The sequence below is a fragment of the Palaeococcus sp. (in: euryarchaeotes) genome, from assembly GCF_053987695.1.
Genome location: NZ_JBMXHE010000058.1, coordinates 34576 through 47835, shown reverse-complemented (window position 1 = coordinate 47835; position 13260 = coordinate 34576). Strand labels below are relative to the sequence as shown.

The following is a 13260-nucleotide window of genomic DNA, read 5'->3' as shown; positions in this document are numbered from 1 at the left end:
AACTTCGTTAAATGAACCAAAATGTCAGAAAAAAATGGAAAATTAAACCTCAGATAAAGCCCATCTTCTTTCCGATCTCCTCAAAGGCATCAATTGCATACTGCAGGTCTTCCTTCGAATGTCCTGCGGATGGCTCCAGTCTTATTCTTGCCGTTCCCTGTGGGACGGTTGGATAGACTATGGCTTGGGCGAAGATGTTATACTCCTCATAAAGGCGCTTTGAGAACTCCTGGGCTCTCTTCTCATCGTAGAGCATGACGGGAGTAATTGGATGCTTTGTGTTTCCTAGGTCATATCCAAGCTCCCTAAGTGAGCTCTGGAGGAATTTGGTGTTGTCCCACAGTTTTTTAACGAGCTCATCGCTGTGCTGGAGAATTTCAACGGCAGCTATTGCGGCAGCGACATCGGGTGGGTTGACGGCACTTGAGAAGAGGAATGGTCTTCCCCTCTGCCTCAGGTAGTCTATGGCTTCTTCGGGTCCGGCGACATAACCCCCTATGACACCGAATGCTTTGCTAAGGGTACCCATCTCAAAGTCAACGCGGTCATGGAGCTTGAAGTGGTCAACTATACCCCTACCGCTGTCGCCCAAGACACCTTCTCCATGAGCATCATCTATGTATATCATAGCGTCGTACTGCTCTGCCAGTTCCGCCATCTCCGGCAGTGGGGCAAGATCTCCGTCCATTGAGAAAACACCATCGCTCACTATGAGCTTCTTCTTTTTGTCTTTGACCTCTTCGAGTTTCTTCTTTAAGTCTTCCATGTCAAGGTGCTTGTAGATAACCTTTGGTGCACCGCTTAATTTCATTCCGTCAATAATACTTGCATGGTTAAGTTCCTCGCTCACAAAGACGGCATCTTCATTCTTCTTTATGAGGGCACTCAAAGCCCCGAGGTTGGCGTTATAACCGCTCTGGAAGAGTATCGCGGCCTCCCTCTTCTTGAACTTGGCGAGCTTCTCCTCGAGCTCGACATGGAGCTCCATGGTTCCGGCTATTGTTCTAACGGCACCAGCACCGACACCATAGTCAAGAATAGCTCTTATCGCGGCTTCCTTAATCTTTGGATGTGCAGCAAGGCCGAGATAGTTGTTTGAACACATGTTGAGAACTTTCTTCCCATCAACAACAATCCATGGCCCTTGGGCGCTTTCAAGCTTTCTAATGGTCACATAGAGACCTTTCTCCTTAAGTTCCTTCAGTTCTTCACTAATCCAGTCAAGCTTTCCCATAAAACCACCCATGGGAGAATAACGCTTTATGAGTATAAAAGCGTTAAGATTATCTCATTCAGTTTCCTTCCTTTTGTTTTGTACAAATGACAGTGAAAAACAACATTGGTTGATGTTATGGAGATAAATGATAGAAAAGATTATTTAAAGAGCACTTTGAGCTCCTTTTTGTACAGATTCCAATTTAGGGCTAGGTGGATGATTATCAGAACGTTCATTATAGGACCCAGAATATTTCTGGCATTAAAAAGCTCGGATTTGCTCATGCCCAGAAAAGGATTTCCCGTTTTTGTTATGTATAACACTCCTATTGTGATTACTAGAACCCCAATAAACACCACAAGCAAAATCGAGGAAAGTAGCGCCCGTACCTTTACTATGTTCATGATATCGCCTCCAAGTTTTGTGATAATGTGGAAGATAAAAAACTTTTGAAAATAGAAGATTATTGCAAAGAGGAACTCATTCAAACTGGAATGGGGAGATGTAATCGCCATACTTCTCCTGTGCCTTTGTGAGTCTGTATCTCTCCTCTTCTAGGATTATAAAGAGCTCCTTTGGGATATTACCTATTTCGTTGTAAATTCTCTCTATCCTGTCAATCTTGGCCAGAAGCTCGGGAATCCTTATAGTGAACTGCTTTTCGTAATCTTTCCGGCTGTACTCCTTGTTGAGCACTTCTTTGAAGAGCCTTGCTAGATCCTCGTACTTTGGAATGTAGCCTATGGGAGTCTCTATTGCATCCACATCACCGTGAACCCTGAGCTCCATCCATTTAAGCCACACAGCTTTGTCGAGCTTGTGATTGAGCCACTTCCCATCTCTATCTTTGAGGAAGTAGTTCACGGCGAAGATTTTGGGCTTGATACGGAGGCATTTCTCAAATTGCAGGTAGTTCTTTAAATATTCTCCGATGTGGACGCTCATGAAGTCAAGGATTGCCATGGGGTTGAATTTTCTAACTCCTTCCTGTCCAAGCGTGGCAGCTGTGGTTTCACTTTCTAGAGCGGCGCCCATAGTGATTACACCATGTGCCCAGTCGAAGGATTCTCTAACAGGAGGCCATGTATCAGCGTCTCTTCCCCCAAAAATCATCCCTCCGATTCTAACACCGCACGGAGCATCGAGAGCTTCTCTATCAAGGTTTTTGAAAGCTTTTAAATCGACGGTAAAGCGGGCGTTTTTGTGTGATGGAGGGATTTCATTCCCCTCAGCATCCCTTTTACCACGCCACCACTTCCCGCTGTGGTTTTCGCCTTCATCGGGTATCGGAACGCCCATATCGTTCCAGTAAGGCTTTCCATCCTTGACGAGCACATTTGAGAATATAATCTCGTTTGGAGAGTGTAGCACTTCCCATATTATTGGATCATCAACTTTGTTCACACCCTGTATGATGCCAAAAACGCCTTTCTCAACGTTGGCACCTCTTGCCTCCCCCTTCATGTTAACTATGAAGGTTAAGTCATCTCCGACTATATTCTCCCATGAGACCATGGCGGTTGATGTCTTTCCGCACATTGAGGGATAGGCACCGGTGAAATATGTCCTTCTCCCATGGGGGCCGTTCACCCTCATTAGGAACATATGCTCACTCAGCCATCCTTCTTCAACGGCTCTCTTTATGGTGAGCCTAAAAGCGAGCTTTTTGAGACCTATCGTGTTCCCTCCGTACTGTGTGTTGGCCGAGAAAACAGTTTCACTCTCCAAGTCGATGTAAATCCTTCTCTTGTCTATGTTCTTGCTGGTCTTTCTCTCATCAAGCTCCCCTTCACTGTGCACGAACTTCAAAAACCTCGCTTCCTTTCCAAGCCTTTTAAAGTCTTCATATCCCTTCCTGTAGAGGATGAATTCGCTGTGAGCTACATAAGCTGAATCGGTGAGCTGAACAGCGGGAATTGTAAAGATGGAATTTTGGGGTCCCAGGGTGAAGAAACACACGAAGAGTTCCTTCCCCTTCATTATATCCTTCATGATCTCGTGAATCTCTTCCAATCCCTCTTCCCTGTCCAGAGTATTTATGAAGGGGATGCTCTTTCCTCTGGGCACGAGAATTTTGGTTCTCTCCTTATCCCGGGCTTGATCATAATAGCCGTCGTAATGAACGGTATGCCCCTCCATAGCCAGAGGGTTCTCCTCACCGTACTCAATGGCTTTCTTTCTTATATAATCCTCATCTTCTGGCGAATCTGTGGCTACAAAAACCTTTGAGGGATTTAAATGCTCAATATACTTTGCCAGAAACCCGTGAAGTTCAGGGTTATCTATGGCGCTGATTTTTTCAAACTGTTCTTTTTCGAGTCTTTTTTCGAGATATTCAAGAGCATTCATAATTATCACCCATTACTTTTGTGGATATGGGACAATTCGAAAAAACACCTTAAGAACCTTTTGGCACAATGACAAGATGAAGCCCTTTTTGGACATGAAATTGGCGAATTTCCAAAGGCAAAAAAAGAGTGAAAAATCACTCCTTGGGGAAGAAAACAACCTTGCCTGTCTTTCCTGCTCTCATGAGCTCGAAGGCTTCCTCAAACTCGTCAAAACCCCTGTACTTGTGGGTTATAACCGGGTCGAGATTGAGTTTGCCGCTCTGAATCAAGGTGGAAACGGTGTACCACGTTTCCCATAGATGCCTTCCGGTTATGCCGTGAACCTCGAGTGCCTTGAATATGATCAGATTGTTAAAGTCTACGCTAACGTCCCTCGGAAAGAGTCCCAAGAGTGAAACCCTTCCTCCGGGAGTCGTTGCTTTGAGACCTTGTTCAAGGGCTTTTGGTGCGCCGCTGAACTCGAGGAAGACTTCGACACCAGCACCATCCGTTACGTCCATAACAAATTTGACGGGGTCTTCCTCTATCGGATTCACAACGTAGTCGGCTCCCACCTTCTTGGCAAGCTCTCTTCTAAACTCACTTGGTTCGCTGACGATGACGGGATAAGCACCGCTGGCTTTCGCAACGGCGACTCCTAAAAGACCCAAGGGGCCGGCACCTGTGATGAGGGTGCTCCTTCCCGCTATTGGTCCCGCCAGAACAGTATCAACCGCGTTTCCAAGGGGCTCCTGAAGTGTGGCGTACTCGGGTGGCATGTCTTTTGGATTTTTCCAAGCGTTTTGAGCCGGAACTATCGCGTAGTTCGCAAAAACTCCATCCATGTCGACGCCGAATATTTTGGTATCCTGGCAGACATGATAGCGGTTGTGTTTGCACGCATAGCACTTGCCGCAGACTATATGGGTTTCCGCACTTATATAATCCCCGACTTGGAGATCATCGACTCCGGGTCCAACTTCAATAACCTCCCCGGCGACTTCGTGCCCCATTATCTGAGGGGGATGTATCCTGCTCTGAGCCCATTCATTCCACTCGTAAATATGCAGGTCGGTTCCGCATATGCTAGTCGCCAGCACTTTAATTAGCACTTCTCCTTCTTTGGGCTTTGGAACATCGACTTCTACGAGCTCAGCACCATAAGCGGGCTCCTTTTTCATAATTGCAACCATCTTATCTTTCATGCATATCATCTCCATAAAACGCTTACATGAGTATCTAAATGCAACCCGATTTAAACTTTTTGCGAAATCTAAGGCATCTGTTCTCACAAAGTATATTAGGCTGGAAGAGTATAATACCATGGGTGAATCTATGCAGGCTGTTTTACTAGCAGGAGGCAAAGGAACGCGTTTGCTACCTTTAACTGTCTACAGGCCCAAACCCATGATTCCATTTTTTAACAAGCCCATGGCAGAGTACATACTGAAAAATCTGGTTAGCATGGGTGTTGATGAGGTTTTTGTTCTCGTGGGTTACTTGAAGGAGAGGATGATGGAATATTTTGGCGATGGCAGCGATCTGGGTGTTGAGATACACTACTCGAACGGGGATAATATTAAGCTCGGAACTGCAGGGGCAACGAAAAAAGTTGTGAATAAAATGGAGGATACCTTCATAGTCGCGTCCAGCGATGTTCTCACAAATTTGGACTTAAAGGCTTTTTATGAGTATCATAAAAGGAAAAAAGCCCTCGCCACGATTGCCCTCTCCCGGGTGGATGACCCCACCCAGTATGGAATCGCCATAATAGATAATGAGGGCAGAATAATGAGGTTTAAGGAGAAGCCAAAACCGGAAGAAGCCTTCAGCAATCTGGTTAACGCGGGGATCTATGCCTTTGAACCGGAAGCTTTTGATTTATTCCCAAAGGGGCAGAACTTTGACTTTTCAAAGGATCTCTTCCCAAAAATGCTGGAGGAGAATCTCCCTCTCTACGGATTCCCCTTTGAGGAGTACTGGAATGACGTTGGAAGACCCTCAAGCTATCTGCAGGCGGTTCATGACGTGTTCTTAGGGAGACTCAAACTTTCGGAGGTTCGTGTGGATTCCCTTAAGGGGAATATGGAATATGGAGGGGCAATCTTCACGGGTAGGAGATGCAGAATCAGACGTTTCGATGTTAGGGGCTTTGCAGTTCTGGGAGATAATATTGAGATCGGGAGAAATGTTGTAATAGATCGCTCCGTTATTTTTTCGAATGCTGTGATAGAGGAGGGTGCTGAGATTAGGGAAGCCATAATAGGGGAAAACGTTCATATAGGAAAAGGTGTCCAGATAAAAGAGGGAAGCGTTATAGGCGATAACAGCGTGATTGAGGAGTTCAGCAAAATTGGTTCAAATGTTAAGATTTGGGTGGAATCCAGGATAGGTAAGGAGAGTATAGTCTTGCCTGATTGAGGTGATATAAATGGAAGTGTATGCTTCGAAAAAATTCAATCCTGAAGAACTCGCGCTATTGGGAAGGGCTGTTGGAACCGTTGTTCAGGGAACTATAATCGTTGGAAGGGATGGGAGAGCAATCTCCAGATATGGAAAGAGGGCAATGGTCGTTGGGACAGTAAGTACGGGAACAGCAGTCATGGATGTTCGATTGATCCCCTTGGTCGTCTTAAGGGACTTCGCCCATAAGAAGGGGTTTCCTCTGGCTTACGTTTATTACAACCAGGGAGTTAAGGTGGAGATAAGCAGCATGGACATCGATGAGGTGAAAGCCATTCTGGACAGCAGGAACTTTGTGGAAGCACATCCCAATGATATAGGGGCGACAATTTATTATCCCAACGCTCTGGATGATTTTCTCCATGACATTTTCAAATATTATAACTTCAGAATTGATGGTAAAGTCCTTGTGGACTGCATGAATACCCCTGCAGCTCTTTTGTTCCCCAGACTTAACGAGCACTTTGGGTTTGAAGCAGATATAATAAACGACATGATAACCAGTTACGTGCCTCCAAAGCCCAAAGAGGTATTCCTACAGCGTCTTAAGAAGGGTAATTATTTATTCGGGCTGAGGTTTAAGCCGGAGGGGATCATAGAGTACTATGGGAAAGAGGAGAAGATATTCACCAGCACCTGGAAGTTCTTGGACTACCTGAAAGCTACTTTCCGGTGATTATCTCCCTTTTAATTTACATGTTCTTGTCTAAAAAGAGTTTAAAGCGAATATCCCTAAAACATTAAACATCTCGATTTTGGAGGTGGAGTGATGGGGATGTTTATTGTGCTGGAAGGCATAGATGGCGCCGGTAAATCAACGCAGGCGAGGCTTTTGGCTCAATGGTTTGAAAAAAGAGGTTATGAAGTAGTTCTTACAAAAGAACCCACGGATACTCCCTTTGGGAAGCTCATCAGAAAGCTCGTTTTAATTGGGGGAAAGGAGGGCATTATAGACGGTGCCAGGATAAGCCATGAAGCGGAGGCACTTTTATTTGCTGCAGACAGAGCTGAGCATGTCCATAAGTTAATAAAACCCTCTCTTGAACAGGGAAAGGTTGTAATCTCTGATCGCTATTTCTATTCATCCCTGGCGTATCAGTGGGCTAGAGGCTTGGACTTGGAATGGCTTGTGGATTTAAATAGATTTGCGGTGCGTCCTGACCTGGTTATCCTCTTAGATCTGCCTGTTAGGGAGAGTATGAACAGAATAAATGGACGTAAAATCAAAACAGAGTTTGATAAAATAGCCGAGCTTCAGAGAAGGGTTAGGGAGAACTATTTAAAGCTTGCAAAGCGCTTTGAGGAAATTAAAATAATAAACGCCTTAGCTTCTCTAGAAGATATACACAACGATATAGTGGCTCTTGTGCAGCATGAAATTTTAGGGGAGTATTGAAGGTCAGTTAACCCTCTTTTCTTCACCCTTCAGAGTGGCTAACGTTCATCATCCCCTTGAAATGGAGGCAATCATCATTTAAATACTTGTGGTATCCCGCGAGCATACTGTCAGGATAACTGTGGCATCACCCTCTGGAGCCATTCAGTCACATCACCAGGCGGCTCATCAAACCAGGAATGATGCCGGGCAAAATTATACCAGAAAGCAAACAGAAAAACTGACTTATGAATTCTCTCATTTCATACTGACACTTTTGAATTGCTCCAATCGCATTTAGGACTTCCTTCTCTGTGGGCGGCTTCTCGGTGCCGATGCATCCTGTAACTAGAAGTAAAAGGAGAATTGCAAATGCTTTTTTCATCCAGACGTCTCCTCCCGAAGTTTCTTTGCCCACTCAGGAATTTCAAACCTGTAATCAAATGTTACATTGTAATCCTTTGTGATGGTATGCGTTGTGTTCGAGGACGGCTCCACAAAGCTACTCACGTGAACCACATGGATCTTTGTGGGGAGCCCATCTCTCACCCACATCTCTCCGGAGATGTTTTCCACCTTCCGCATTTCTTCCATATATCCGGAGATGGAACCGTTTCTCTGCAGTGCAAATCTCAGGATATAGTATCCTCCTTTTCCTTCGACTCCTTCTATGGTAGCATTTTTGAAGAGGGGCACAAGTATGTTTGAGATATAGTCCCTCTGGCTGGTGATAACTTGAATTACATCCTCCCTGCTCGCATTAGCCGGCAGGAAGTCTTTTAAAAGATATTTCAAGTCGTTTAAATCCCACCTGTGGCTCTCCTTTGTGGATATGTTATCCTCTGTCCTTACAACCTTGCTGTATCCGTATTCTCCATCGAAGAACTCCCATGAGTGTGTCTTGATTGGGGTGTTTTTAATGGTGGGACCAGGGGAGATGACCTCATACTCAGCAAAGGAGACGTTTTTGCTCTTATCAAGCCCTTCGTGGGCTTTTATGGTGGAAGTGCCGTAGGGAGTTGCAATTTTCATATTCAGCATGTATGTGTAGGCGTCCACATTCTCCATCCTCTCTATGATCTCCTCCTTTGTGGGAGCCCCCATCGTGCATGCCGGGAGAGCAGCCATGAGGAGGAAGACCACTCCCAAACTCAGGAGTTTTTTCATGGAATCCACCAAAAGTTTAATTCACTTTGATGTTAAAATACTTTTCGATTTAAATAAAAAGAAAATATCACAGGACCTCAAACTTCTGGAGGAAAATCCTCAAATCTGTCTTGAAAGGTTCCTTTGCTAGTGTTATCTCCTTTTCAACGAGTGTCTTAAACTCTTTATCATTTGAAGCTTTTGATGATATCTCCTCTATTTTGGCTTTGAGCTCTTCAAAATATTCCACATATGGCCTTGCCTCAAAAAGCGCCTTTTCAATTTTCTCATTCATATCTCCTGCCTCCTACAAACCAGTACCACCACATCTTTTCTAAATCCTCTCTCTGACCGGCCATCACGAAGTATCTAATTAAAGCTATGTTTATGAAGATTAGGAGTACTGTGAAGATTGTGTATGCGGGTATTTTGAGACTCAGGAACGCAAAGTAGTCCCAGAGAAAATGGAGTAGAATTGCCAGGATAAAGTAGTTTGAGAGGGACTGTATCTTCCCCTCCGCTTTTAAACCGTACCCCACACCTATAATGGCACTCCATGTTGCGTGGGCAAAGGGTGTTAGAAAAGCTCTCGTTATGGTGGTTCCCAGACCATAACCTAATCCGTAAAAGAGATTCTCCGTTGCGGCAAATCCCAGCCCCGCTGCCACACCATACACTACACCATCCATTATCCCATCCATCTGCCCCGCTTTAAATGGGAATCTCACGGCAAGTGCTTTTGCCGGCTCCTCAACAAAACCTGCAACCAGAGCAGCGTAGAATGCCGTTGCTGGAAGAAGTACATACCCAAATTCTCCCTGAACCATGATGGCTTCAAGGAGCATGGCAATTCCAACGGAGAGCGTGGCTCCTAGTATGAAAGTTCCTATGACATATTTTTTTGGCTCTGGCTCGTACTTATCCTCATGATAGAAGTACCACAGTATGGCGAGTGCCGGGGCATATGCAAAGAATATTATCGCATTTAGGATATGCATTTGATCACCATGATGAAGTTACTCCTTCGGGATTTTAAGCTTTGTCTATAATGCCGCGACTGGATTCCACATTCTTTATAACATCGAAGATGCTCCAGAGGTCTCTTATAATGTGAAGGCGTGGTATCTGCTCCAGAGCTTTTTCCTCCGCATATTTGCTTGTAATAGGGAAGTAGTACCATACATACTCCGTGTTTTCATCTCCCCTCCCCACAAAGCGCCATGGCTTGTCATCCACCCATAGGAAGATTTCATCCCCATATTTTTCTCTCACCAGACATAGTGCCTCACTAAGGGTAACCTCACGTCCAAATATTATCACATCATCGAAGAGGTCATAAAAGCCATTAAGCCGCAATCGGTATTCCTTCATGCCATCTATGAAGTCCTCGGCAGAGAAGGATATGACGACATGTCCTTCCTCCTTCAGCTTTCTTATGAGCTCCTTTGAATCATCTATAGGCTTTGTCAGCTTTGCCCTCTCATCGAACCATGTTCTTGAGAACTTCAACTTAAAAAAGAAAGGCTGGCTTATCTTCCCTTTGTGTCTCTTTTTGCCGAATTTTGGTCTTTCAAAGTAGAGCTCAATTCTGGTGAGAATTTTAGCCCATAACCCTTTGAAGGGTAGCCATGAATAATGTTTTTCCAGAGCATGGATGAACGCTTCTTCAATCACCGAATAACTGTCCACCAGTGTTCCATCGTAGTCGAAGCCTATTATCATTGACTCACCCCAACCCGGTTAAGGAGTTCTGTAATTTAACATTTTCCACTTAACCTGAGATTAACGCAAAGCATATATTATATGACTGCGAAACTTTTTGGTGATGATTTAAAGGTGATGCCTATGGGAAAGCATTATATGCCAAATTCGGCGCATAAGGAGGAAATGCTCAGGGAAATAGGATTTGAGAGTATTGAAGACCTCTTTTCGGATGTTCCGAAGAATGTCTCCTATGAGTTCAACCTCCCTGAAGGCAAGAGTGAATATGAGGTTTTCCTCGAAATGAACGAGATGCTGGGCAAAAATAAAACTGCCCTGGAAATGCCAAGCTTCCTCGGTGCTGGAACATACTTCCACTACGTACCCGCACACGTTAAATATCTCATAGAGAGAAGCGAGTTTCTAACAGCTTATACCCCCTATCAACCCGAGATAAGTCAAGGAATGCTTCAGGCACTCTTTGAGTATCAAAGCTTGATTGCAGAGCTTGTTGGTTTGGAGATAGTAAACGCTTCTATGTACGATTGGGGTACTTCCCTTGGAGAAGCTGCCAGAATGTCTGCAAGATTTACAAGAAGAAACAAATTTATCGTTCCAAAGAATCTCAGCCCTGAAAAAATAAAGGTGCTGCAAACATACGTTGATGGTGCAGGTATTGAAATTGAGTATGTGAAGTGGAATGAGAAGGGACAGATGGATCTGGAAGAGTTAAAAGAGAAAGTTGAAGGAGCCGCTGGTGTTTACATAGAGATGCCAAACTTCTTTGGACTCATTGAAGAGGAGATTAAGGCGGTTGGAGAGATTGCCCATGATAACAACGCCCTTTTTGTTGTTGGTGTTGATCCAACGAGCCTTGGGGTCTTAGAAGCACCTGGAAATTACGGAGCAGATATCGTGATAGGTGAAGCCGCCTTCTTTGGAAGCCCCATGAACTTCGGTGGGCCACGGGCGGGAATATTTGCGGTTAAGAACGATAAAAAGCTCGTGAGGCAGATGCCAGGAAGGATCATAGGGATGACAAAGGATGCGGATGGGAGGAGAGCCTTTGTTATGGCGCTTCAGACGAGGGAGCAGCACATAAGAAGGGCGAAGGCAACCTCAAACATATGTTCAAACGAGGCTCTTGTTGCTGTTGCGGCTGCAATTCACATTGCTACGCTTGGTCCAAAGGGGCTCGCAAAGCTGGGTGAGGTCATCCTCAAAAACACAGCCTATTTCAAAAAGCGCATGAAAGAAGTTGGAGAGCTGCCCTTTGAAGGCATAAACTTCAAAGATGTACCCGTTAAGTTTGAAGTTCCCTACGATGCAATTCACGAGCGTCTGCTTGAGAGGAACATTCACGGCGGCTTCTATTTGAAGCCTCACTTCCCGGAGCTCGGCGAAAGTGCACTCTTTGCAGTAACCGAGACGACGAGAAAGGAGTGGATTGATGCCCTTGTGGATGCTTTAAAGGAGATAGAAGGTGATGCCTATGTTTAAGCAGGCGAGATGGGACGAACCGCTCATATTTGAGCTCGGTGGCAGAGGAAGGGTTAGCTTTACACTCCCTGAAGCAATCGAGGACATCGATGTTCAAATCCCCGAGGAACTCAAGCGCGGGAGTCTTGAGCTTCCGGAGCTCAGCGAGCCGGAGGTGGTTAAACACTACACAAGACTGAGTGAGATGAACTATGGTGTTGATAGCGGCATTTACCCGCTCGGTTCATGTACGATGAAGTACAATCCAAAGATAAACGAGGAGCTTGCAGGGCATCCAAAAGTAACTTATGTTCATCCATATCAGGATGAGAGAACAGTTCAGGGAGCACTTCAGGTAATGTGGGAGCTTGAGCAATGGCTTAAGGAAGTTACGGGAATGGATCGCTTTACGCTGCAGCCTGCAGCAGGGGCAAACGGTGAGTTCACGGGAGTCATGATAATTAGAGCGTACCATCTGGATAGGGGCGATACAAAGAGAGATGAAATTATTGTACCCGATTCTGCGCACGGAACAAACCCAGCAAGTGCTGCAATGGCAGGTTTCAAGGTTATAGAGATACCTTCAAACGAGCAGGGAATGGTGGATTTGGAAGCTCTAAGAAGTGCTGTAAGCGAAAGAACTGCCGGATTGATGCTCACAAACCCCAACACTCTTGGAATCTTTGAGGAGGACATTCTCGAGATAGCAAAAATAGTTCACGATGCTGGAGGTCTGCTCTACTATGATGGGGCAAACTTAAATGGAATCCTCGGGAAGGTCAGACCAGGGGATATGGGCTTTGATGTGGTTCACATAAATCTCCACAAGACATTCTCAACGCCTCATGGTGGTGGAGGGCCCGGAGCCGGCCCAGTCGGTGTGAAGGATTTCCTGAAGGACTACTTGCCAGTGCCGGTTGTGGAGTACGATGGAGAGAAATACTACCTCAACTACGACCTTCCAAAGAGTATAGGAAAGGTGAAGGAGTTTTACGGCAACTTTGGAGTTCTTGTCAAGGCTTTAACCTACCTCAAGATTATGGGACGCCAGGGTTTGAAGGAAGCCAGTGAGATAGCCGTGCTCAATGCAAACTACCTGGGAAAGAAGCTGAAGGGAACGAAGGGATATGAACTTCCTCACAAAGAGCTCAGGAAGCATGAGGTGGTCTTCTCAGCGGAGCCCATGAAGAGGGATACCGGGGTTAAGGCTCTCGACGTGGCAAAGAGGCTCCTTGATCACGGATTGCATGCTCCAACCATATACTTCCCCCTCATCGTGCATGAGGCACTCATGATTGAGCCAACGGAGGGGGTTACCAAAGAGGAACTCGATGCCTATGTTGATGCCCTCAAGAGGATAAGCGAGGAAGCCTATAGCAACCCCGAGCTTGTCAAGAGTGCGCCTCACAACACGGCGGTTAGGAGGGTTGATGACGTTCTCGCCACCAAGAGACCTGTAATAACATGGCGCATGTACCGGAAGCTCAAGGAGAAGGGAGATATTGACATCTGATTTTTATTTTGATTTTGTTCATTTCTTTTTCTCTGTA

The 13260-nt window shown here is 45.4% G+C and carries 13 protein-coding genes and 1 pseudogene; 5 read left to right on the top strand and 9 right to left on the bottom strand.

All coding sequences use genetic code 11. The features are described 5' to 3' along the window. Positions 1 to 49: 49 nt before the first annotated feature. From ACXJGZ_RS04705 to tdh, 4 genes are all read right to left on the bottom strand, one after another. Positions 50 to 1234 carry a glycine C-acetyltransferase gene (locus ACXJGZ_RS04705; RefSeq protein ID WP_293254785.1) on the bottom strand — a complete coding sequence of 395 codons (1185 nt, stop codon included), beginning with the start codon at positions 1232 to 1234 and terminating at the stop codon, positions 50 to 52. A 140-nt stretch (positions 1235 to 1374) separates the two neighbouring features. Beyond that, positions 1375 to 1620: a DUF4405 domain-containing protein gene (locus tag ACXJGZ_RS04700; protein ID WP_456321732.1), complete on the bottom strand. Its 246-nt coding sequence runs from the start codon at positions 1618 to 1620 to the stop codon at positions 1375 to 1377. Positions 1621 to 1696: 76 nt separating this feature from the next. Next, positions 1697 to 3565, bottom strand: coding sequence for a phosphoenolpyruvate carboxykinase (GTP) (locus tag ACXJGZ_RS04695; protein WP_456321733.1), 1869 nt, complete (start codon positions 3563 to 3565; stop codon positions 1697 to 1699). Between the two features lie 136 nt (positions 3566 to 3701). Then, positions 3702 to 4751: an L-threonine 3-dehydrogenase gene (tdh, locus tag ACXJGZ_RS04690; RefSeq protein ID WP_293254758.1), complete on the bottom strand. Its 1050-nt coding sequence runs from the start codon at positions 4749 to 4751 to the stop codon at positions 3702 to 3704. Positions 4752 to 4881: 130 nt separating this feature from the next. On the opposite strand from tdh, the gene ACXJGZ_RS04685 reads away from it, so the two are divergent. The 3 genes from ACXJGZ_RS04685 (at position 4882) to tmk (ending at position 7405) form a co-directional block, all read left to right on the top strand. Then, entirely contained in the window at positions 4882 to 5967 is a 1086-nt protein-coding gene (locus tag ACXJGZ_RS04685; RefSeq protein ID WP_456398394.1) for a sugar phosphate nucleotidyltransferase, read from the top strand. A gap of 10 nt (positions 5968 to 5977) precedes the next feature. Continuing rightward, positions 5978 to 6685 (top strand): phosphohexomutase domain-containing protein, encoded by a 708-nt coding sequence (locus tag ACXJGZ_RS04680; RefSeq protein WP_293254752.1) that lies wholly within the window; start codon positions 5978 to 5980, stop codon positions 6683 to 6685. Positions 6686 to 6778: 93 nt separating this feature from the next. Then, positions 6779 to 7405 (top strand): dTMP kinase, encoded by a 627-nt coding sequence (tmk, locus tag ACXJGZ_RS04675; RefSeq protein ID WP_293254749.1) that lies wholly within the window; start codon positions 6779 to 6781, stop codon positions 7403 to 7405. A gap of 110 nt (positions 7406 to 7515) precedes the next feature. On the opposite strand, the pseudogene ACXJGZ_RS04670 reads toward tmk, so the two are convergent. From ACXJGZ_RS04670 to ACXJGZ_RS04650, 5 genes and pseudogenes are all read right to left on the bottom strand, one after another. Further along, positions 7516 to 7641: pseudogene (locus tag ACXJGZ_RS04670) on the bottom strand (IS6 family transposase); the annotation flags it as partial. A 124-nt stretch (positions 7642 to 7765) separates the two neighbouring features. Then, entirely contained in the window at positions 7766 to 8551 is a 786-nt protein-coding gene (locus tag ACXJGZ_RS04665) for a hypothetical protein (RefSeq protein WP_456398393.1), read from the bottom strand. A gap of 67 nt (positions 8552 to 8618) precedes the next feature. After that, a complete protein-coding gene (locus ACXJGZ_RS04660) occupies positions 8619 to 8825 on the bottom strand; it encodes a hypothetical protein (RefSeq protein WP_456321737.1) in 207 nt (68 codons plus the stop codon). Beyond that, on the bottom strand, positions 8818 to 9528 hold the full coding sequence (locus tag ACXJGZ_RS04655) for a PrsW family intramembrane metalloprotease (protein WP_456321738.1): 711 nt from the start codon (positions 9526 to 9528) through the stop codon (positions 8818 to 8820). Before ACXJGZ_RS04655 ends, ACXJGZ_RS04660 begins: the two co-directional genes overlap by 8 nt. A gap of 34 nt (positions 9529 to 9562) precedes the next feature. After that, on the bottom strand, positions 9563 to 10252 hold the full coding sequence (locus ACXJGZ_RS04650) for an HAD family hydrolase (RefSeq protein ID WP_456398392.1): 690 nt from the start codon (positions 10250 to 10252) through the stop codon (positions 9563 to 9565). 123 nt (positions 10253 to 10375) lie between these two features. Here ACXJGZ_RS04650 and gcvPA point away from each other — a divergent pair, with 123 nt between their 5' ends. Together gcvPA and gcvPB are read left to right on the top strand one after the other, a co-directional pair. Continuing rightward, positions 10376 to 11731: an aminomethyl-transferring glycine dehydrogenase subunit GcvPA gene (gene gcvPA, locus ACXJGZ_RS04645; protein WP_293252679.1), complete on the top strand. Its 1356-nt coding sequence runs from the start codon at positions 10376 to 10378 to the stop codon at positions 11729 to 11731. Next, on the top strand, positions 11724 to 13223 hold the full coding sequence (gene gcvPB / locus ACXJGZ_RS04640; protein ID WP_456321765.1) for an aminomethyl-transferring glycine dehydrogenase subunit GcvPB: 1500 nt from the start codon (positions 11724 to 11726) through the stop codon (positions 13221 to 13223). The genes gcvPA and gcvPB overlap by 8 nt, the downstream gene beginning before the upstream one ends. Positions 13224 to 13260: the final 37 nt, after the last annotated feature.